This window comes from Actinomadura verrucosospora (genome assembly GCF_039540335.1).
GTDB lineage: Bacteria > Actinomycetota > Actinomycetes > Streptosporangiales > Streptosporangiaceae > Spirillospora > Spirillospora verrucosospora.
In genome coordinates, this window is record NZ_BAABEV010000011.1 from 115,151 (window position 1) to 134,794 (window position 19,644).

21 protein-coding genes are annotated in these 19,644 nt (G+C 73.3%); 12 read left to right on the plus strand and 9 right to left on the minus strand.

Features of this window, described 5'->3' with window-relative positions; all coding sequences use genetic code 11:
* Positions 1–87 precede the first annotated feature (87 nt).
* Complete coding sequence (locus ABD944_RS15150) at positions 88–708, plus strand: dihydrofolate reductase family protein (protein ID WP_345176623.1); 621 nt, start codon at positions 88–90, stop codon at positions 706–708.
* On the opposite strand, the gene ABD944_RS15155 is transcribed toward ABD944_RS15150, so the two are convergent.
* Complete coding sequence (locus ABD944_RS15155; RefSeq protein WP_345176626.1) at positions 705–1,700, minus strand: GlxA family transcriptional regulator; 996 nt, start codon at positions 1,698–1,700, stop codon at positions 705–707. The two genes, ABD944_RS15150 and ABD944_RS15155, sit on opposite strands and share 4 nt — an antisense overlap.
* 71 nt (positions 1,701–1,771) lie before the next feature.
* Between ABD944_RS15155 and ABD944_RS15160 the strand changes: the two genes are divergently transcribed.
* On the plus strand, positions 1,772–2,104 hold the full coding sequence (locus tag ABD944_RS15160; protein WP_345176628.1) for a cupin domain-containing protein: 333 nt from the start codon (positions 1,772–1,774) through the stop codon (positions 2,102–2,104).
* Positions 2,105–2,121: 17 nt separating this feature from the next.
* Here ABD944_RS15160 and ABD944_RS15165 read toward each other — a convergent pair whose 3' ends face one another.
* Positions 2,122–2,958 (minus strand): class I SAM-dependent methyltransferase, encoded by an 837-nt coding sequence (locus ABD944_RS15165; protein ID WP_345176631.1) that lies wholly within the window; start codon positions 2,956–2,958, stop codon positions 2,122–2,124.
* A 75-nt stretch (positions 2,959–3,033) separates the two neighbouring features.
* Between ABD944_RS15165 and ABD944_RS15170 the strand changes: the two genes are divergently transcribed.
* Positions 3,034–3,663 (plus strand): TetR/AcrR family transcriptional regulator, encoded by a 630-nt coding sequence (locus ABD944_RS15170; protein ID WP_345176633.1) that lies wholly within the window; start codon positions 3,034–3,036, stop codon positions 3,661–3,663.
* A gap of 36 nt (positions 3,664–3,699) precedes the next feature.
* On the opposite strand, the gene ABD944_RS15175 is transcribed toward ABD944_RS15170, so the two are convergent.
* Positions 3,700–4,275 carry a DUF6817 domain-containing protein gene (locus ABD944_RS15175; RefSeq protein ID WP_345176636.1) on the minus strand — a complete coding sequence of 192 codons (576 nt, stop codon included), beginning with the start codon at positions 4,273–4,275 and terminating at the stop codon, positions 3,700–3,702.
* A 242-nt stretch (positions 4,276–4,517) separates the two neighbouring features.
* Between ABD944_RS15175 and ABD944_RS15180 the strand changes: the two genes are divergently transcribed.
* Positions 4,518–5,345, plus strand: a complete 828-nt coding sequence (locus ABD944_RS15180) for an alpha/beta fold hydrolase (RefSeq protein WP_345176639.1) — start codon at positions 4,518–4,520, stop codon at positions 5,343–5,345.
* Positions 5,346–5,363: 18 nt separating this feature from the next.
* Here ABD944_RS15180 and ABD944_RS15185 read toward each other — a convergent pair whose 3' ends face one another.
* Entirely contained in the window at positions 5,364–6,107 is a 744-nt protein-coding gene (locus ABD944_RS15185) for an AraC family transcriptional regulator (protein ID WP_345176642.1), read from the minus strand.
* 55 nt (positions 6,108–6,162) lie between these two features.
* Between ABD944_RS15185 and ABD944_RS15190 the strand changes: the two genes are divergently transcribed.
* Positions 6,163–7,371, plus strand: a complete 1,209-nt coding sequence (locus ABD944_RS15190; RefSeq protein WP_345176645.1) for an MFS transporter — start codon at positions 6,163–6,165, stop codon at positions 7,369–7,371.
* On the opposite strand, the gene ABD944_RS15195 is transcribed toward ABD944_RS15190, so the two are convergent.
* Genes ABD944_RS15195 through ABD944_RS15205 form a run of 3 tightly spaced genes read right to left on the minus strand, consistent with a single transcriptional unit; the run spans position 7,372 to position 9,017 of the window.
* Positions 7,372–7,866 (minus strand): MaoC family dehydratase, encoded by a 495-nt coding sequence (locus tag ABD944_RS15195; protein WP_345176648.1) that lies wholly within the window; start codon positions 7,864–7,866, stop codon positions 7,372–7,374.
* Entirely contained in the window at positions 7,838–8,389 is a 552-nt protein-coding gene (locus ABD944_RS15200; RefSeq protein WP_345176649.1) for a hypothetical protein, read from the minus strand. The genes ABD944_RS15195 and ABD944_RS15200 overlap by 29 nt, the downstream gene beginning before the upstream one ends.
* Positions 8,390–8,396: 7 nt before the next feature.
* Positions 8,397–9,017, minus strand: coding sequence for a TetR/AcrR family transcriptional regulator (locus tag ABD944_RS15205; RefSeq protein ID WP_345176652.1), 621 nt, complete (start codon positions 9,015–9,017; stop codon positions 8,397–8,399).
* Between the two features lie 52 nt (positions 9,018–9,069).
* Between ABD944_RS15205 and ABD944_RS15210 the strand changes: the two genes are divergently transcribed.
* Together ABD944_RS15210 and ABD944_RS15215 are read left to right on the plus strand one after the other, a co-directional pair.
* Complete coding sequence (locus ABD944_RS15210) at positions 9,070–9,615, plus strand: GNAT family N-acetyltransferase (protein ID WP_345176654.1); 546 nt, start codon at positions 9,070–9,072, stop codon at positions 9,613–9,615.
* Between the two features lie 126 nt (positions 9,616–9,741).
* Positions 9,742–10,509: a sulfite exporter TauE/SafE family protein gene (locus ABD944_RS15215; protein WP_345176656.1), complete on the plus strand. Its 768-nt coding sequence runs from the start codon at positions 9,742–9,744 to the stop codon at positions 10,507–10,509.
* Positions 10,510–10,518: 9 nt separating this feature from the next.
* On the opposite strand, the gene ABD944_RS15220 is transcribed toward ABD944_RS15215, so the two are convergent.
* On the minus strand, positions 10,519–12,027 hold the full coding sequence (locus ABD944_RS15220) for a glycoside hydrolase family 15 protein (RefSeq protein ID WP_345176658.1): 1,509 nt from the start codon (positions 12,025–12,027) through the stop codon (positions 10,519–10,521).
* 306 nt (positions 12,028–12,333) lie between these two features.
* On the opposite strand from ABD944_RS15220, the gene sucC reads away from it, so the two are divergent.
* The 3 genes from sucC to ABD944_RS15235 all read left to right on the plus strand — a co-directional run bounded on the left by sucC (position 12,334) and on the right by ABD944_RS15235 (position 16,548).
* Entirely contained in the window at positions 12,334–13,515 is a 1,182-nt protein-coding gene (gene sucC, locus ABD944_RS15225; RefSeq protein WP_345176659.1) for an ADP-forming succinate--CoA ligase subunit beta, read from the plus strand.
* A 2-nt stretch (positions 13,516–13,517) separates the two neighbouring features.
* On the plus strand, positions 13,518–14,405 hold the full coding sequence (gene sucD / locus ABD944_RS15230; RefSeq protein WP_345176661.1) for a succinate--CoA ligase subunit alpha: 888 nt from the start codon (positions 13,518–13,520) through the stop codon (positions 14,403–14,405).
* A 193-nt stretch (positions 14,406–14,598) separates the two neighbouring features.
* The gene (locus ABD944_RS15235) at positions 14,599–16,548 is read left to right on the plus strand and encodes a cell division protein PerM (protein ID WP_345176663.1); all 1,950 of its coding nucleotides are present in this window, start codon (positions 14,599–14,601) and stop codon (positions 16,546–16,548) included.
* A gap of 40 nt (positions 16,549–16,588) precedes the next feature.
* Here ABD944_RS15235 and ABD944_RS15240 read toward each other — a convergent pair whose 3' ends face one another.
* Positions 16,589–17,089, minus strand: a complete 501-nt coding sequence (locus tag ABD944_RS15240; RefSeq protein WP_345176665.1) for a DUF4190 domain-containing protein — start codon at positions 17,087–17,089, stop codon at positions 16,589–16,591.
* Between the two features lie 165 nt (positions 17,090–17,254).
* On the opposite strand from ABD944_RS15240, the gene purN reads away from it, so the two are divergent.
* Both purN and purH read left to right on the plus strand, forming a co-directional pair.
* Positions 17,255–17,983 (plus strand): phosphoribosylglycinamide formyltransferase, encoded by a 729-nt coding sequence (gene purN, locus ABD944_RS15245; RefSeq protein WP_345176667.1) that lies wholly within the window; start codon positions 17,255–17,257, stop codon positions 17,981–17,983.
* Entirely contained in the window at positions 17,964–19,529 is a 1,566-nt protein-coding gene (gene purH, locus ABD944_RS15250; RefSeq protein ID WP_345176669.1) for a bifunctional phosphoribosylaminoimidazolecarboxamide formyltransferase/IMP cyclohydrolase, read from the plus strand. The genes purN and purH overlap by 20 nt, the downstream gene beginning before the upstream one ends.
* Positions 19,530–19,644: the final 115 nt, after the last annotated feature.

The following is a 19,644-nucleotide window of genomic DNA, read 5'->3' on the forward strand; positions in this document are numbered from 1 at the left end:
ATGCAGCCGGAACCGATGAGTTCCGGGGGCGGCGGTGGTCAGATCCTGTGAGCACCTTTTCCACCGGGCTGTCGAAGGAGTCGCAGGATGCGGAAGATCACAGCAGGGTTGTTCATCTCGCTCGACGGAGTCGTCGAAGACCCGCAGGACTGGCATTTCCCGTACTTCAACGAGGAGATGGGCCAGGCCGTCGACGCCCAGCTGGGGTCGGCCGACACCCTCCTGCTCGGCCGCAGGACCTACGACAGCTTCGCGGGCGCGTGGCCGGACCGGGAGAAGGCCGGAGGTGAGGACGCCGACTTCGCCAGGAAGCTCGGAGACGCCCGCAAGATCGTGGTGTCCGGCCAGGACCTCGACTTCACCTGGCGCAACTCCGAGCTGCTCCGGGGCGACCTCATCGAGGCCGTGACCGCGCTGAAGAAGGAACCGGGCACGTCGGACATCGCGATGAGCGGTTCGGTCTCGGTCGTCCGCGCGCTTCTGGAAGCGGGCCTGCTCGACGAGCTGCACCTGCTGGTCCACCCGATCGCCGTGCGCAAGGGGATGCGGCTGTTCGAGGACGCCGACGCGCCGCTGCCGCTGAAGCTCGTCTCCTCCGAGACCTTCGGCACCGGCGTGGTCCACCTCGTCTACCGCCTGGACGACGAGGCCCCGAGCGGCGACTACGAGACGGCCAAGGCGAGCCTTCCCCAGTCCGACGACGCCTAGCTCTCCGGCGGCTGCGTGCTGGACGACGCCGGGGCGCCTGCGGAATCCGCTTGAGTGCGGAAGGTGCGGCGGTAGGCGCCCGGTGTCGTGCCCAGGGCGGCGAGGAAGCGCCTGCGCAGGTTGGTGGCCGAGGAGAGGCCGGCGCGGCGGGCGATGGCGTCCAGGGGAAGGTCGGAGGACTCCAGCAGGTCCTGGGCCGCGGCGATGCGCCGGGTGAGCAGCCAGTGCCCGGGGCTGGTGCCGAGCTGCTCGGCGAACCGGCGGGCGAGGGTGCGGGTGGAGACGCCCGCGTGCGCGGCCATGGTCTCGATGGTCACGGGTTCGCCGAGCCGCTCGGCGATCCAGTCCAGGAGCGGCGCCAGCGTGCCGTCGATCTGCGCGGGGCGCGGCGGCGCCGAGTACTGGAGCTGGCCGCCCTCGCGGTGGGGCGGCATCACCATGGTCCTCGCGACGTGGGCGGCGTACCGGGCGCCCTGGTCGGAGCGGATCAGATGCATGCACAGGTCGATGCCGGCTCCGGCTCCGGCGCTGGTGGCGACGTCGCCGTGGTCGACGTAGAGAACGTCCGGGTCGACCTGGACGTGCGGGAAGCGGGCGGCGAACTCGCCGGCCAGGGCCCAGTGGGTGGTCGCCTTCCGCCCGTCCAGGAGGCCCGCGTGCGCCAGGGCGAAGGCGCCGGAGCAGATGCTGACCACTCGCGCGCCGCGGGAGTGCGCGCGGCGCAGGGCGTGCACGACCGCAGGGGACGGCGGCCTGCCGGCGGGCAGCCAGCCCGGGACGACCACGGTGTCGGCCGCGTCGAGCGCGTCCAGCCCGTCGGTCACGAGCATGTCGAACCCGGCCAGTGTCGCGACGGGGCCGGGGTGCTCCGTGCACACGCCGAAGGTGTACCGGACCGGAAGCCCGGCGCGCTCGACGCCGAACATCTGGGCCGCGCAGCCGAGCTCGAAGGTCGACTGGGGTGGGTGGACGAGCGCCGCCACGCGATGCATGGCATGAAAGTACCGCAAGATGTCTTTCCTGACACTCGGCCGGACGCGGCGCCGGTCGCCATGCTGGCCCCATGACGACGGAACAGAGCATGCCCGGCTATGTGTGGGCGAGCGTTCAGGACGCCCCGGTCCGCGAACTCTTCCCGGGCATCCGGCTGCGGCCGCTGTGGCAGGGCGACGACGGCGCGAAGGCCTTCGTCCTGCAGATGGATCCGAACACGTGCTGGGAGGGGGTCGACGTCCACGAACCGGGTCCTGAGGAGGTCTTCGTGGTCTCCGGCACCTTCAACGACGGCGACCGGGACTACCCGGCCGGCTCGTTCATCCATGCCCCCGCGGGTTCTTCCCACGTCCCGCAGACGTCGACCGGCTGCACCCTTTTCCTCTTCTATCCGGAAGGCTGACCAGGCCGCGATCGACGTCAGGGGCGGGTGGCGCTCACCAGCCATACGGAGCCGCGGATGCGGATGCCGCCCGGAGTCTCGTAGGCCGCGAGTGCTTCCTGGAGCTCCTGGCGGACGTGCGCGACAGCGGTCTGGTCCGCGTCCTGGAGGTTGTAGCGGACCGGGCCCTGGCTGAGGATGAAGTCCGCGGCGTCGCCGGGGTCGCGGCCGTAGTCCATCGGCGCCTGGACGGGGCTCGTGTCCACGTCCGTCAGCCCCGCCTGGTGCAGTACCTGGCGGATGCGGTCGGGGTCGGACAGGGAGCCCATGCCGCGGGCCGCGGGCGAGGGGCGGCGCATCAGCGGCGCGAGAGCGGCGGTGGCCGTGGCGTACTCGCTGTCGGGGCCGCCGGCCTGCGGCACGATGAACGCCATCCGGCCGCCGGGCCGCAGCGCGCGGGCGATGTTGGCGAACGCGGCGGCGGGATCGGCGAAGAACATGACGCCGCCGCGGCTGACGACGACGTCGAAGCCCTCCTCGTCGAAGGGGTGGGCCTGCGCGTCGGCCTGGTCGAACCGCACGTTGGCGATGCCCTGCTCCGCCGCGTCGGCGCGGGCGCGGGCCAGCATGGGGCCGGAGATGTCGACGCCGACCGCCCGCGCCCGCGCCGCCCGTCGCGCGGCGAGCAGGGTGAGCTGCCCGGTGCCGCACCCGATGTCCAGGACGGTCTCGTCCTCGGCGATCGCGGCCCGGTCCAGAAGGGGCCGGTTGAAGCCGCCCATCATCGCGTCGTACCGCGGGGCGTCGTCGGCCCAGGCCGCCCCCTCCCACCCGTTCCACGCCTCGGCCTGCTGGACGTTGACGACGGTGTGCATCCTGTCTCCTTCGCTGGGGGTCCGAACTCTTTAGAGGTTAACTCTAGTGATGAACTCTAGAGATATACTCCCGCCATGGACACCGTCAAGCGGCCGGACAAGCGGGCCGAGCGCTCCCGCCGCACCCGGGCGAAGGTCATCGAGGCGGCGCGGGAGCTCTTCGTCGCGCAGGGCTACGGGGCGACGAGCCTTCAGGAGGTCGCCGACCGCGCGGGGGTGGCCGTCCAGACGGTGTACTTCGTCTTCGGCACCAAGCGCGCGCTGTTCAAGGACGTCGTGGACGTGTCCATCGCGGGGGACGCCGAGCCGGTCGCCACCCTGGAGCGGGAGTGGTTCCGCGCCGCGTGCGCCGCGCCCACCGCGGCCGTCCAGCTGCGCGAGCACGTGCGCGGCACCGTCGAGATCCTCGGCCGGGTCGCCCCGATCATGTCGATGATCGCGGCCGCCGGCGCCGCCGACCCGCAGATCGCCGCGCAGTGGCCCGACGGGCCGGACCCCCGCTACACCGTTCAGCGCGCCGCGGCCGAGGCGCTGGTCGGCAAGCCCGACGCGCGCCCCGGCGTGTCCGCCGAGCTGGCCGCCGACCTGCTGTTCGGCCTGCTCAGCCCGCAGCTGTACCTGCTCTTCGTCCAGGACCGCGGCTGGGCGCCGGACGCCTGGGAGGAATGGGTCCACGCCACCCTGGCCGCCCAGCTGTGCGCCTGAACGAGAGCCGCCGGCCGCTCGCGGTGCCGCGAGCGATCATGCCGGCGGGGGTACCCGGCGCCGCGCGGTCTCCTCGACTGCCAGGGAAGCCGCGGCGCTCAGCAGGGGCCGCCAGGCGGCGAACAGGTCGAGAAGCTTCGTGATCTGGGATCCGTCCAGGGCGGCCGTGCGGATGACGTCCAGTTCGTTGGCGACGGTGAGTTCGGCGAAGTCCCGGCGCTGCCGTGGTGAGGGACGAGACACCGACCCGGTGAAGCGGTCGGTGAAGGCGCCGTCGGGCTGGTGCAGGGACGGGTACGTGCGGGCACGGTCGCAGCCGGCGTAGAGGTGGACGAGGTCCTCGGCTTCGGTGCCGATGACCTCGCTCAGTTCCTGGCGCCGGTGAACGGAGCCGAGCGCGACGGGGAAACCGTCGGTTCCGTAGAAGGCGTGGCACAGTCCAGCAAGACGAAGGGCGGGCCGCGCACCCCAGGCTTCCAGCAGAGCGTGCACCCGTTGGAGATGCTCAAGCAGGGTGCCGCCGGGGTGCTGGATCAGGTCGGCGCGTTCGGCGCGCAGGAGGTCGGCGGCATCGGCCTCGCGGTTCAGGCCGGCGTCCTGTTCTGCCGTCACGGCCGCTCCCTGGTCGAAGGCCCCCTCGACAGGCTGCGCGCCGAGGACGACCCTCGTCAATCCATGGATTCCGTTCGATCTCCCCAAGGCTGGGCTTGGAGGTAAAGACACTTCGACTGCTCATTGGGCGTTCTGGGCGGTCGTGAGGGTATCGGTGCGGCTGGTTGCTGGACGGCCGTTTCGTCGCTGGGGGCGCGGTCGGTCCGGCCGACGTGTCCACGAGACGCTACGGGGGTTCGAGCATGGCATTCGTCACCACGCGCGACGGCAACGAGATCTTCTACAAGGACTGGGGCAGCGGGCAGCCCGTGCTCTTCATCCACGGCTGGCCGCTGAACGCCGACGCGTGGGAGGACCAGATGAAGGCGGTGGCCGACGCCGGCTACCGCGGCATCGCCCACGACCGCCGGGGGCACGGGCGCTCCAGCCAGCCGTTCGACGGCTACGACTTCGACACCTTCGCCGACGACCTCAACGACCTGATCAACCGGCTCGACCTGCGGGACGTCACGCTGGTCGCGCACTCGATGGGCGGCGGCGAGCTGGCCCGCTACATCGGGCGGCACGGCACCGGGCGGGTCCGCAAGGCCGTCCTGCTGTCGGCGATCACGCCGTCCATGCTCAAGACCGGCGACAACCCCGAGGGCGTGCCCGAGCAGGCGTTCGAAGACATCAAGAACGGCATCCTGCGCGAGCGCTCGCAGTACTGGAAGGACGCCTCGGAGGCGTTCTTCTCCGCGAACCGGCCGGGCAACAAGGTCACCCAGGGCAACCGGGACGCGTTCTGGTTCATGGGCATGCAGGAGAGCCTCCAGGCCGGCGTGAAGTGCGTCGACGCCTTCGGCTTCACCGACTTCCACGAGGATCTGCGCAAGTTCGACGTCCCGACGCTGATCGTGCACGGCGACGACGACCAGATCGTCCCGATCGACGCGACCGCCCGCAAGGCCGTCGAGATCATTCCGAATGCCGACCTGAAGGTGTACGAGGGGTCCTCGCACGGGATCGCGCTCGTGCCCGGCGACAAGGAGAGGTTCAACGCCGACCTGCTGGACTTCCTGAAGGGCTGACCCCGTCCCCGGAGCCGCTCACGCGGGGTGGTGGGCGCCCGGGGTGTGGCCGAAGGCACGGCGGAAGACGTCGATGAAGCTGCTGGCGGACGACCAGCCGCACTGGTGGGCCACGGTGGTCACCGGGGTGTTCTCGGCCAGGAGTATCAGGGCGTGGTAGAGGCGCAGCTGGGTGCGCCACTGCGGGAACGTCATCCCGAGGTCGCTCCGGAAGAGCCGGGAGAGGGTGCGGTCGCTTGCGCCGACCTCCCTGCCCAGTTCGGCGAGCGTGCGGTTGTCGGCGGGGTCGGCGTGCAGGATGCCGCACAGCGCCCTGAGCTGCGGGACGGACGGGGCGGGCAGGTGCAGCGGCTGCTGGGACGAGACGCGCAGCCGGTCCAGCAGGACGGCGCGCAGCCGGACCCGGGCGGGGGTGTCGCCGTCCGGGTCGCGGGTGTAGGCGAGGATCAGTTCGCGCAGCAGGGGGCTGACCCCGAGCACCGCCGGCTCGTCCAGCCCGAGCGGGTTGTGGGTCGCGGGCAGCCCGACCAGGTGGAGTTCGAGCTCGCCGTGGGCCTGGTGGGCGTGGACGGCCCCGGCGGGGATCCAGATGGCGCGGTCGGCGGGCGCCACCCAGGAGCCCGCGCCGGTGGTGACGGCGACCACGCCCCGTCCGGCGTAGGCGATCTGGTGGTCGTCGTGGCGGTGGGCGTCGATGGCGGCGCCCGGCGCCAGCGAGCGCGCTCGGGTCGGCGCGATCGGTTGATGGCGGCTTTCCTGCATTGGTTGGCAGATTATCGGAAGTCCGACACCGGTCTCCGGCGCGAGCATGAGGGACGTGTCATCGAGTCCAAGAGAAGCGACCCGTCGGCGGGACGGGCGGCCGGTCTTCCTGCTGTCCGCCGGACATGCGTGCGTGGACGTCTACCAGGGGTCCGTGACGGCGCTCGTCCCGTTCTTCGTGGCCGAGCGCGCCTACACCTACGCGGCCGCCTCGGGCATCGTGCTCGCCGCGTCGCTGCTGTCCTCGGTGGCGCAGCCGCTGTTCGGGGCGCTCACCGACCGGTGGGCGATGCCCTGGCTGCTTCCGCTGAGCACGCTTCTGGGGGGAGCGGGGATCGCTCTGAGCGGCCTCAGCGGCGATTACGCCCTCACCCTGGCCTTCGTGGCGATCTCCGGGATCGGGGTCGCGGCGTACCACCCCGAGTCCGCCCGGGTCGCGCGGAAGGCGAGCAGGGGGAGCCACACGGCGATGAGCTGGTTCTCCGTCGGCGGCAACGTCGGGTTCGCGCTCGCGCCGCTTCTGGTCGCGGCGGTCGTCGCGACCGGCGGCCTGCGCTGCACGCCGTTCCTCGTGGTGCCGGCGCTCGTGGGCAGCGTCGTGTGCCTGCCCGTCCTGCGCGCCCTTGAGGGGACGGCCTCCGGCGCGCGCGCGGTAACAACGGTCGGTGTGGACGACCCACGCTCCTTCATCAAGTTGTCGCTCGCCGTGGTCTGCCGGTCGATCGTGTTCGTGGGCCTGAGCACGTTCATCTCGTTCTACGCGCGGCAGCGCACTGGAGGGGGAGTGGCGGCGGGCACGGCGGCGCTGTTCGTCCTGTACGTCGGGGGCGCCGTGGGCACCGTGGCGGGCGGTTCCCTGGCCGCCCGCTGGGACCGGGTCACCGTCGTGCGCTGGTCGTACCTGCTGACCGTGGTCGCCGTGGCGGGCATCGTGCTCGTGCCCGGCCCGGCGCTCTACCTGTTCGTCGCGCTGACCTCCGCCGGCCTCTACGTCCCGTTCTCGCTGCAGGTCACCCTCGGGCAGGACTACCTGCCCACGCGCGTCGGCACCGCCGGCGGCGTCACCCTCGGCCTGACCGTCAGCGTCGGCGGACTCGCGAGCCCCGTCCTCGGAGCCGTCGCCGACGCCGCGTCGCTGCGCGTCGCCCTCGCGCCGCTCATCGCGCTGCCCGCGCTGGCCTGGCTGCTGTTCCGGACGCTGCCCGAGCCCGCGGTCCCGGCGCCCGCCGCCGCGCCGCCGCCGGTGCGGGAGGGCGCGCGGTGATCAGGCCGTGCGGCGGCCCAGGAGGTTCGCCGGCAGGGTGTGCAGGACGACCTGGTCGTCCTGGTTGAGAAGCTCGGCGCGGGTGCTGACGACGCCCCGGTCCGGCTTGGAACGCGACGGGCGGACCTCCAGGACGGCGACGCGCAGGCGCAGGGTGCCGCCGGGACGGACGGGAGCGGGCCAGCGCAGCTCGTCCACGCCGGGGGAGGCGAGGCTGGCGACCCGGGACAGGAAGTGGTCGGCGAACAGCCGCATCATGATCGAGCCGGTGTGCCAGCCGCTGGCGATGATGCCCCCGAACGGGCCGGAGGCGGCGAACTGCGGGTCCACGTGGATGGGCTGCGGGTCGAAGCGGCGGGCGAACTCGACGATCTCCGCCTCGTCCACGGTGACGTGGCCGTACTCGTAGGTCGTGCCGGCGGTGTAGTCCTCGAGATAGCGGTCGTCGATGGGGGCGGCGAAGTCGTCACCGAGGGCGCGGGTCCTGATCGTCATGGGACCAGGATGGCCCAGCGGAGCCCGGGCCGCCGCGGCTCCGCGCGCGGGGCGGGGCGAGGCGCCGCCATTCCTCGCTGAGCTCGGCGTGCAGCCGGTAGAGGCCGTAGGGGGTGTCGCCGGACGGCTCACGGAAGCGGGTGCCCTGGTCCACGGGCATCGACGCCGGCCGGACGGGGAAGAAGGCGGCCTGGCGCTCGCGTTCCTCGGACCGGACCTGGAGCAGCCAGAAGCCCTGGTAGGCGTCCGCGCTGATCTCGGTGATCTCCGTCCACGCGAACCGGCGGCGGCCGTAACCCGTGACGAGGGTGAGGGCCTCCGCGTCCAGGATCATGCGCGTCCGCAGCAGGGGGACGGCTCCGGCCGCGAGGGCGAAGCAGGCGGTTGCGGCGGCCCATGCCGGGGCGCCGGCGCCGTCGAGGGCCTTCTGGACCGCCACGACGCCGAAGAGGGCGGCGATGGCGACCCCGGCGAGGATCATGCCGAGGTGGCGGGGGCAGCGCAGCGTGCGCGGCTCGGTCATCGGGACATCATCCCTCCCCGCCGGGAGCCGCGGGGAGGCCGGCCGGCGCGGCCAGTACGGCCAGGAAGGCGTCCAGCATCGCGGCCTGGCGGGCGGGCGGGTAGGCGTCCGGGGCGAACAGGGCATGGACGACCAGGCCGTGCGTGAACGCGGCGGCGGCCGCGACGGTGTCGTCCGGGCCGGGCCCCGCGGGCAGTTCGCCGCGCTCGACGGCGGCGGCGACGTGGGGGCGGAGCCGCGCGCGCCAGTTCTCGTAGCGGAGCCGCTGGCGCTCGCCGAGTTCGGGATCGGCCAGCGCGACGTCCCAGGAGCTCACCCAGATCCGGTTCATGGCCGACGCGGCGGGGGTCAGCGGCAGGACGTCCAGGAGCGCGGCGCGCAGGGACGCCAGGCCGGGCGGGGCCTCGCGGAGGGGGCGGTTCGCGGTGCGCTCCTCGGCGAGGTCGAGGGCGTAGGCGACGAGGGCCCTCTTGTTCGGGAAGTAGTGCGTGAGCAGTCCGGTGGAGGCGCCCATCTCCGCCGCGACCGCGCGCAGGGTCAGGCCGCCGAAGCCGCGACCGGCCAGGACGCGCCAGACGGCCTCGGACACGTCCTGGCGGCGGGCGTCGTGATCACCTCGGGCGGGCATGCCCGTAGAATACATAACAAACGTTCGGTACGTACTCCCCGGGAGGTCCCCCATGTTCGCTCGCACGCTCGCCGAGGGCGCCGAGCTGCGCCCGTTCGAGCCCTGGCAGGCGGCCGAGTTCGCCGAGCACGCCGACCGGATCCGCGGAGAGATCGACCAGTACATCCCCTGGGCCCGGACCGTGGTGGACGAGGCGAGCGCCCGCGAGCTCCTCCAGGCCTACGCCCACAGGCAGGCCAGGGACGAGGGCCGCCTCTACGGCATCTGGGTGGACGGGGTCCTCCAGGGCGGCACGGTCTTCCGGACGTTCGACGCCGCGCAGGGCGTCTGCGAGGCGGGCGTGTGGCTCGCGGCCGAGGTCCGGGGGCGCGGGCTGATCACCAAGGCCGTCCGCATCATGATCGACTGGGCGTTCGGCGTGCGGGGGATGCATCGGGTGGAGTGGCTGTGCGACCCGCGCAACACCGCGAGCGCGGCCGTGGCGGAGCGCCTCGGGATGACGTGCGAGGGCGTCCTGCGGCAGGCGTTCGTCCTCGACGGCGACCGTCGCGACGTCCAGGTCTGGGCGGTGCTCGCCAGCGAGTGGCCGACCTCCTGAAGGGAGCGGCGTGCCGGGGGGCGGGGGAGGCGGCCGCCGGCCGGAGGAGGCGGCCGCCGGCCGGAGGAGGCGGCCCGCTAGGGTAATCGGTGATCTCAGTTTCACTCCTTACCCCCGGGAGCCCCCGTGCACGCCGAGCAGGTCGTCTTGCTGCTGGCCGCCGCCGTCGCGGCGGGCTGGGTCGACGCCGTGGTGGGAGGCGGCGGGCTGATCCAGTTGCCCGCGCTGCTGCTGCTCAACCCCGGGCAGCCGGTCGCGACCGCGCTCGCCACCAACAAGCTGGGCTCGATCGCGGGCACCGCGTCCGCCGCCGTCGCCTACGCGCGCAAGGCCAAGCCGGACGTCAGGGTGGCCCTCCCGGCGGGCCTGCTCGCGGTCTGCTGCGCCGCCGGCGGCGCCCTCTGCGCGGCGGCGATCTCCTCGGACGTGCTGAAACCCGTCATCATGGTCGTCCTGCTGGCGGTGGCCGCGATCGTGGTGCTCAGGCCGAACCTCGGCCGGCTCCCGCGGCCGGTGCTGCGGACGCGCCGCCGGGTCGCCGCCGCCGTCCTCGTCCCGGGCGTCGCGATCGCCTTCTACGACGGGCTCCTCGGGCCGGGCACCGGGACGTTCCTGGTGATCGCCTTCACCGTGCTGCTCGGCATGGACTTCGTCGACGCCTCCGCCACCTCGAAGATCATCAACACCGGCACGAACCTGGGCGCCCTCGCGGTGTTCGCGGCCCAGGGCCACGTGCTGTGGGCCATCGGGCTGGCCATGGGGGTCTGCAACATCGTCGGCGCGCAACTCGGCGCCCACATGGCGATCAACCGCGGTGCCGGATTCGTTCGGGCCGTCCTGCTCTGCGTCGTCTCAGCCCTCGTGCTGAAGCTCGGGTACGAGCAGTTCGGCTAGGGCCTCACCTCACGGGACGGGGAGCGGCCGGTCCAGCGCGGAAAGGCTCAGCAGGACCAGCGACGCCGTCCAGCCCAGGGGAGCCGGGCCCGCGGGCCTGCCCGTCACGCCGACCTTCTCCGGCAGGACGCCCAGGGACGTGCGGTGCGCCGAGAGCCAGTCGAGCCGCCGCAGCGCCTCGTCCCTCCGGCCCGACGCGGCCGCGTTCAGCCCGAACAGCGCGGTCTCCGGCGTCCAGGCGACGTCGGGGTCGCCCGACCAGCGCTCGCCCGGCAGGACGCCCCCGTTCGGCAGCGCCTGCTTGCGCGCGGCGTCCGCGATCGCGGTGGTCACGCCCTGATCGGCCGGCGCGAACGGCGGTGCGAGAAATGTCACCGAGGTGTCCATCAGCCCGCCGGGGACGGGGGAGCGCGGGTAGCCGTAGGGGGCGAACTGCCTGGCCACCGCGTCCGAGAGCCGCCGCGCGGCGTGCCGCCACTGCGTCGCCTTGGCGCCCTCGCCGCGCATCCGCGCGAGGTCGGCCGCCGCGCGCAGCCCCGCCAGCGCGGGGCCGACCACGCCGAGCGTCGGGCGGCGCGGGTCCTGCTCGCGCCGGTGGTCGCGTTCCCAGTAGTCGGACGAGGCGGGCGGCAGCCCCTCGGCGTCGAGGGAGCGCGCCAGGTGGTCGGCGGCGCGCCGCACCATCGGCCACAGCGTGGGCAGGTCGTCCTGGTCCGCGGTCCGGACGCCGTAGAACCACGTCGCCCACAACACCCAGCCGAGCGAGTCGAGTTGCGGGGCGCGGCCATCGGCGACGGCCGTCCCGTCGGCGTTGTACCGCGCGGCCCACATGCCGTTGTCGTGCTGCGCCCGGGCGAGGAAGTACAGGACGCGGCGCGCCTCGGCCGGATGCCCGGTGGCGGTGAACGCTGCCACGGTGAACGCCGAGTCGCGGGGCCAGCAGTACCGCCACTTCGAGTACCAGGACGCGAGGGACGCGCCGTTCGGGCGGGTGAGGAGCCGGAGGTCGAGCAGGGCGCGCGTCGCCATGTCGCGGTAGGCGTCGTTCGTCGCGCCGCCCGGGACGGTCCCCTGCGCCAGCCACGCGCCGTCGGACCGGACCGCCCGGTCCACCCGCGGGTCGGAGGCGTCCACGGTGATCGGCGCCTCGCCGCCCGACGGGACGAGCCGGACCCGCCCGTCCGCGAGCCTGACGACCGAGCTTCCCGGCAGGTAGGAGGCCCCCTCGGCCTGGTCGGGGGAGAGCGGGACGCCCGCGAACGGCCACCCGCCGCCGCCGACGAGCCCGGGGCTCGCCCAGCCGGCCTCGGGCGGCTCGGGGACGGTGGCGCCGCCGGTCGCGACGAGCGCCGCCACGATGAGCAGGCCCGCGGTGCGCCGCACCTTGCGGGCGCCCGAGCGGCCGCGCGGCGCGGCCCGCCGGCGCGGCGTGGCCGGCCCGCCCGCGGGCGGCGGGACGGAGATGACGGACGCGACGGGGACGGGTTCCGCGACGGACCTGTTCCGTCTCTCCGCCATCGCCATGCGTTCGCCCCCTGTCCGCCTGGCCGTCTCGCCGAATTAGTACATCAAACTACGTCAATCGGTTCATCCTCCTCACGAGCCACTCGTGCCCTCCCCTGAGGATGAGCACACCTACCGCCCGGGGCGCTCCCGTACAAGAGAAGTCCGCGTTACTTGTGGACCCGGCGGCGTCACCACCGAGGCGGGTTGACTAGGCTGCATCGACGGAGCGGACCGCAGAGTGCCGGCCGCACGGACACCCGTGTAACGCCCACTCGTGTGGTCGCACATTCGGCTGTCGATCCGTAAAAGGACGCCCTCGTGGACCTGTTCGAACATCAGGCGAAGGAACTCTTCGCCGAGTACGGGGTACCGGTGCCCACCGGCAAGGTCGCCCATACTCCCCAGGAAGCCCGGGCCATCGCGGCGGAGCTGTTCGCCGCGGGAAGCTCGAAAGTCGTCGTCAAGGCCCAGGTGAAGACCGGCGGCCGCGGCAAGGCCGGGGGCGTGAAGCTGGCCGACTCCGCCGACGAGGCCGAGCAGCTCGCCACCCAGATCCTCGGCATGGACATCAAGGGCCACACGGTCCACAAGGTCCTCGTCGAGGAGGGCAGCGCGATCGCGCAGGAGTACTACTTCTCCTTCCTGCTCGACCGCGCCAACCGCACCTTCCTGTCCATCTGCTCCGTCGAGGGCGGCGTGGAGATCGAGGAGGTGCCGCACGACCGGCTGGCGATGGTGCCGGTCTCGCCGCTGGAGGGCGTCGACCGCGCCCGGGCCCGCGAGATCGCCGAGAAGGGCCGCCTCCCGCAGGAGGCCCTCGAGGGTGCCGCCGAGCTGATCGAGCGGCTGTGGGCCGTGTTCACCGACGAGGACGCCACCCTCGTCGAGGTGAACCCGATGATCCTCACCGCCGACGGCCAGGTGAAGGCCCTCGACGGCAAGGTCTCCCTGGACGACAACGCCTCGTTCCGCCAGGACGACCACGAGAAGCTCGAGGACAAGGCCGCGGCCGACCCCCTGGAGGCGGCGGCGAAGGCCAAGGACCTCAACTACGTCAAGCTGGACGGCAGCGTCGGCATCATCGGCAACGGCGCCGGGCTCGTCATGTCCACGCTCGACGTGGTCGCCTACGCCGGCGAGCAGTTCAACGGCCAGAAGCCCGCGAACTTCCTCGACATCGGCGGCGGCGCGTCCGCCGAGGTGATGGCGAACGGGCTGGAGATCGTCCTGTCCGACGCCGACGTCAAGTCCGTCTTCGTCAACGTCTTCGGCGGCATCACCGCCTGCGACGCCGTCGCCAACGGCATCGTGTCGGCCTACAAGCTGCTGGCCGACCGCGGCGAGACCGTCAACCGCCCGCTCGTCGTCCGGCTGGACGGCAACAACGCCGAGCTCGGGCGCAGGATCCTCAACGACGCGGCGCTTCCCGGCGTCCAGCAGGTCGACACCATGGACGACGCGGCCAGGCGCGCCGCCGAACTCGCAGCGGCAGGTGCATGACAATGGCCATCTGGCTCACCGAGAACAGCAAGATCATCGTCCAGGGCATCACGGGCTCCGAGGGCACCAAGCACGGCCGCCGGATGCTCGCCTCCGGCGCCCAGGTCGTCGGCGGCGTGAACGCCCGCAAGGCCGGGCAGACGGTCGACTTCGACGGCACGACCCTCCCGGTGTTCGGCACCGTCAGGGAGGCCATGCAGGAGACCGGCGCTGACGTCTCCGTCGTGTTCGTCCCGCCGAAGTTCACCAAGGACGCCGTGGTCGAGGCGATCGACGCCGAGATCCCGCTCTGCGTCGTCATCACCGAGGGCATCCCGGTGCACGACACCGCCTACTTCTGGGCGTACGCGGAGTCCAAGGGCGACAAGACCCGCATCATCGGGCCGAACTGCCCCGGCATCGCGTCCCCCGGCAAGTCGAACGCGGGCATCATCCCGGCCGACATCACGACGCCCGGCCGCATCGGCCTGGTGTCCAAGTCGGGCACGCTGACCTACCAGATGATGTACGAGCTGCGCGACATCGGCTTCTCCACCTGCGTCGGCATCGGCGGCGACCCCGTCATCGGGACGACCCACATCGACGCGCTCCAGGCGTTCCAGGACGACCCGGAGACCGACGCCATCGTGATGATCGGTGAGATCGGGGGCGACGCCGAGGAACGCGCCGCCGCCTACATCGAGCAGCACGTGACCAAGCCGGTCGTCGGCTACGTCGCCGGGTTCACCGCCCCCGAGGGCAAGACCATGGGCCACGCCGGCGCCATCGTGTCCGGCTCCGCCGGCACCGCGCAGGCGAAGAAGGAGGCCCTGGAGAAGGTCGGCGTCCGGGTCGGCAAGACCCCGAGCGAGACCGCCGTCCTCATGCGGGAGATCATGCAGAACCGCTGATCCCCCCGGACCACCCGAAAGACGCCCGAGCCGCCCGTCGGCCCGGGCGTCTTTCGCGTCCCGGCAGGCGCCGCGGCGCGCGGTGGCGCCAGCCGGCCGGGCGGGGTGGCGGCGCCCGGCCAGGCGTGATCGCAAAGGCGACACGCCGGGCGGGCGGGCCTTGCGGGGGCGGGCGCGGTGCCAGCATGGACCGGTGAGCGACAAGACCCCCGGGCACCGCGCGAAGCGGCAGCCGTCGAAGGCGGCACCGACCAAGGCGGCACCGACCAAAGCGGCACCGACCAAAGCGGCACCGTCGAAGAGCGCGCCGTCGAAGGGCGCAGGGGCGAGGGGGGCGGGAGCGACGGGCACGCCGAAGGCCGCGCCGCCGCCGGGCGAGGCGGGCCGGGCCGACGCGCCGCCGGGCGCGGACTCCGGTCGCGGGCGCCCGCCGGCCGTCCCCGCGAGGCCGCTGTACGTGACGGGGCTCGTCGCGGCGCTGTGGTGCATCGGCATCGGGCTCGCGGTGCTCACCACGATCACGCTGATCGGCTGGATCGCCGCGCCGAAGACCGCGCTCGGCCACGGCCTGGCCGGGGTGTTCCGCACGGCCGTGAACTTCTGGCTGGTCTCGCACCACGCGGGCTTCTCCTACGGGCAGGGGCGGTTCGGGCTCCTTCCGCTCGGCGTGCTCGTCCTGCCCGGGGTCCTGCTGTACCGGGGCGGCGGGTGGATGATCCGGGTGGCCGGGCTGCCGCACCGGCAGCGCACCGCGGTCCTGCACGTGAGCGTCGCGCTGGCCGCCCCGTACGCGGCGCTGGCCGGGCTGCTCGCGCTCGCGGCGTCGTCCGAGGAGGTGCGGCCGTCGGCGTGGCAGGCGCTCGTCGGCTGCTTCCTCGTCGCCGCCGTCGCGGGCGGGCTCGGGGCGGCGCGGGCGGTCGTGGCGGCGGAGGCCCGCGGGCGGCGGGTCCGGTCCGGGCTGGGCGCGCTGCTGCGGCTGCTGCCCGAGCGGCCGCGCTCCCTGGTGATCGGTGTGGCGGGGTCGCTGAGCGTGCTGCTCGCGTCCGGCGCGCTGCTCGTCGGCGGGTCCCTCGCCGCGCACCTGTCGGACGCCGGCGACCTCTACGACATGCTCGCCCCCGGCGCCGTCGGCGGCGTCCTCCTGCTGCTGGTCGAGCTGGCTTTCCTTCCGAACGCGGCGATCTGGGGCATGGCGTACGCGGTCGGGCCGGGCTTCTCCGTCGGCGCCGGGACGAGCGTCTCCCCGACCGGGGTGTTCCTGAACGCCGTGCCCGCGTTCCCGCCGCTCGCGGCCCTTCCCCAGCCGGGCCCGGCCCCCGCGATCTCACTGCTGGCGCTGGCCGCGCCCTTCGTCGCCGGCGCGGTGGGCGGCGTCCTGACGATCCGGTCCCTGCCGAGCCCGGTGTCGGAGGGCGCGCCGCTGTGGGGCTTCGTGTCCGGCGCCCTGACCGGGGCCGTCGCGGCGCTGCTGAGCGCGCTGGCGGGAGGGCCGCTGGGCGGCGGACGGATGGCGACCGTGGGTCCGTCGGCGTGGCAGGTGGGGCTGCTGGCGGCCCTGGAGGTGGGGATCTCGGCGGCGATCGCGGCGTGGGTGGCGAACTGGATGGTGCTGCGGCGTCCGGCGCGCGCCCCGTCCAAGAAGCGGGCGGCCAAGAAGGCCTCTGCCGCGAAGGCGCCCTCCAAGAAGGCGGCGAAGAAGCCCGGCAAGCCGAAGAAGCCGGTGCGGACCGTCCCGGAGCCCGCCGTGCCGTTGTCGGCGCCCGTCCCCGGGGATTACGACCTGCGCCCCGAGGGCCCGCCCGAGCCGGCGCCGAAGGCCCCGCACGCCCCTGACCCGCTGGAGTTCGAGGAGGCCGAGCCCGTCCTCGCGCCCCGGCGGCCCCGCCGCCGGACGGACCCGGCGCCCGATCTCGCCGAGGACGAGCCCCAGCCGCCGAGCGACGGCACGATCGTCGTCGAGGGGCACCTGGAGCCCGAGGAGCCCGGCGGGCACCGAGATCTCGGCGTGCACCACGAGCCCGGCGAGCGGGAGCCCGCGGAGGAGCGGCGCCCCGTCCCGCCGCCCCGCGAGGACTCGGGACGCACCGAGAACCGGGGCGGCGCCATCTACGTCCTCCGGGACGACCCCGACCAGGACGCATAGTCCGCTCCGCCCCGACCCGCGGCGGGGCGGAGCCGGTGGGTCAGAGCAGGTCGCCGTACTTGTCCATGCTGCCGGCGGGCAGGTCGAGCTTCTTCTCGATCTTCGGGTAGTACTCGGCGCGGCACGCCTGCTTGTCGGTGGTGGTGTTGGACGCGCTGACGCAGCTCTGGTAGCCGCTCAGCTCCGTCCACAGGAACGCCGTCAGGGAGACCGACAGCAGCGAGAACACCAGCCCGATCGTCCCGAGCACGATGCCGGGGACGGCGCCGGGTGCGGCGTCGTGCGTGCGGCGGGCGCTGCGGCGGGCCTTGACGCCGACGACGAGCGCGGCGATGCCGAGCACCAGGCCGAGCGGGTAGAAGAAGAACGCGGTCAGCAGGGCGATGCCGCCGAGCCACAGGGCCCGCCAGCCGGTGCCTCGCCCGCCCTGGCGCGGTCCCGCGGGCGGCTCTCCCGCCGGCCGCCCGTCGGGGCGGTCTTCGGGCTGGGCCGGACGGTCCGGCTGGTCGCTCACGTTCTTCTCCTCCTGGGGCGTGCGCATCTCGGTTCCATGCGGGGTGTGCGTACGGTCTGCGTTCGTACGGGTCTGGGTTTGGGCGGGCTCTTGTTCGGGCGGGCTTCCGGTTCGGGCGGTCTGGGGTGAGGCCGCGCCGAGGTCGCCCGATAGGCTTCGTGTCGTCCCAGCAACGTCCACCGGGGAGAAAAGGTGTCCGCCCGGCTCGTCGTCCTCGTCTCCGGCGCGGGGACCAACCTACAAGCGCTGCTCGACGCGTGCGCGGATCCAGCCTACGGGGCGGAAGTGGTGGCCGTGGGGGCGGACCGCCCCGATATCGGCGGAACCGAACGCGCCGAACGGGCGGGATTGCCGACTTTCACTCTCTGCATACCGGATTTTCCGTCCCGGGACGACTGGGACGCGGCGCTCGCCGAGACGGTCGCCGAGCACGAGCCCGACCTCGTGGTGTCCGCCGGCTTCATGAAGATCCTCGGCCCGCGGTTCCTGGCGCGCTTCGGCGGCCGGACGGTCAACACCCACCCCGCGCTGCTGCCGTCCTTCCCCGGCGCGCACGCCGTACGGGACGCCCTGGCGTACGGAGTGAAGGTCACGGGCTGTACGGTTCACTTCGTCGACGAAGGCGTGGACACCGGACCCGTCATCGCCCAGGAGACCGTCCCCGTGGGCTGGCATGACGACGAAGACTCCCTGCACGAGCGGATCAAGCAGGTGGAGCGCCGGCTCCTGGTCGACGTCGTCGGACGGCTGGCCCGCGACGGGTGGACCGTGCGCGGCAGACGGGTCTCGATGAAGTGCCGGACCTGCGCGGACTCGCCCGGCGGCGAGACCTCCGCCCCGGGTCCGTCCGACAGCGGTTCGTCTGGCAGGGGTTCGTCCGATCAAGAGGGGAGCTCGACCGGTGAGTCGGGTGGCGATTAAGCGCGCGCTGATCAGCGTGTACGACAAGTCCGGGCTGGAGGAGCTGGCCCGCGGCCTGCACGAGGCGGGAGTGGAGATCGTCTCGACCGGGTCGACGGCGGGCCGGATCTCCGCGGCCGGCGTCCCGGTGATGAGGGTGGAGAAGCTCACCGGGTTCCCCGAGTGCCTGGACGGACGGGTCAAGACCCTGCACCCGAAGGTGCACGCGGGCCTGCTCGCCGACCGGCGCAAGGAGGACCACCTCCAGCAGCTCGACGACCTGGCCGTCGAGCCGTTCGACCTCGTGGTCGCGAACCTGTACCCGTTCGCCGACACGGTGGCCTCGGGCGCGACGCCGGACGAGTGCGTCGAGCAGATCGACATCGGCGGGCCCACGATGGTCCGCGCCGCCGCGAAGAACCACGCGAGCGTCTCCGTCGTGGTGGACCCGTCCGCCTACGGGACGGTCCTGGACGCCGTGAACGCCGGCGGTTTCACCCTGGACGAGCGCCGCCGGCTCGCCGCGCGGGCGTTCGCGCACACCGCGTCCTACGACGTGGCCGTCGCGTCCTGGTTCGCCGGCGACTACGCGCCCGACGAGACCGCCGCCGAGACGCGGTGGCCCGACTTCCTCGGCGCCACCTGGGAGCGCTCGAACACCCTGCGGTACGGCGAGAACCCGCACCAGCGGGCCGCCCTGTACCGCTCGCCGGGCGAGAGCGGCCTGGCCGGGGCAGAGCAGCTCTACGGCAAGGAGATGTCCTACAACAACTACGTCGACACCGACGCCGCGCGCCGCGCCGCCTACGACTTCACCGAGCCGTGCGTCGCGATCATCAAGCACGCCAACCCGTGCGGCATCGCGGTCGGTGCGGACATCGCCGAGGCGCACCGCAGGGCGCACGCCTGCGACCCGGTGTCGGCGTACGGCGGCGTGATCGCGGCGAACCGGCCGGTCACCGCCGCGATGGCCCGCCAGGTCACCGAGAGCTTCGCCGAGGTGCTGGTCGCCCCGTCCTTCGAGGACGAGGCCGTGACGGTCCTGAAGGACCGCTTCAAGAACATCCGCCTGCTGGTCTGCCCGGACGCCCCGGCAAGCGGCGTCGAGTACCGGCGCGTCGACGGCGGCGTGCTCCTGCAGGACGTGGACCGCGTGGACGCCCCCGGCGACGACCCGTCCTCCTGGGAGCTCAAGACCGGCGCCGCCGCGGACGAGGCGACGCTGCGCGACCTGGCGTTCGCGTGGCGGGCGATCCGCTCGGTGAAGTCCAACGCGATCCTGCTGGCCGCGGACGGCGCCACCGTCGGCGTCGGCATGGGCCAGGTCAACCGGGTCGACTCCGCCAAGCTCGCCGTCGCGCGGGCCGGGCAGGAGCGGGCCGCGGCGTCGGTGGGCGCGTCCGACGCGTTCTTCCCGTTCCCGGACGGCCTGGAGGTGCTGGCCGAGGCGGGCGTCCGCGCGATCGTCGAGCCGGGCGGGTCCGTCAACGACGACAAGGTGATCGCCGCGGCGGAGAAGGCCGGCATCACCCTCTACTTCACCGGCGTCCGGCACTTCTTCCACTGAGGGGCCGCGAGGCGCGCCGTCCGCCGGGCGCGCCGGCGGGGAACGTCCCGCCGGCGCGCCTGCGCGCTTCCCGGCCCGTGCTGCCGCGGGGCGTCGCGTCCGCGCTCCCCAGACG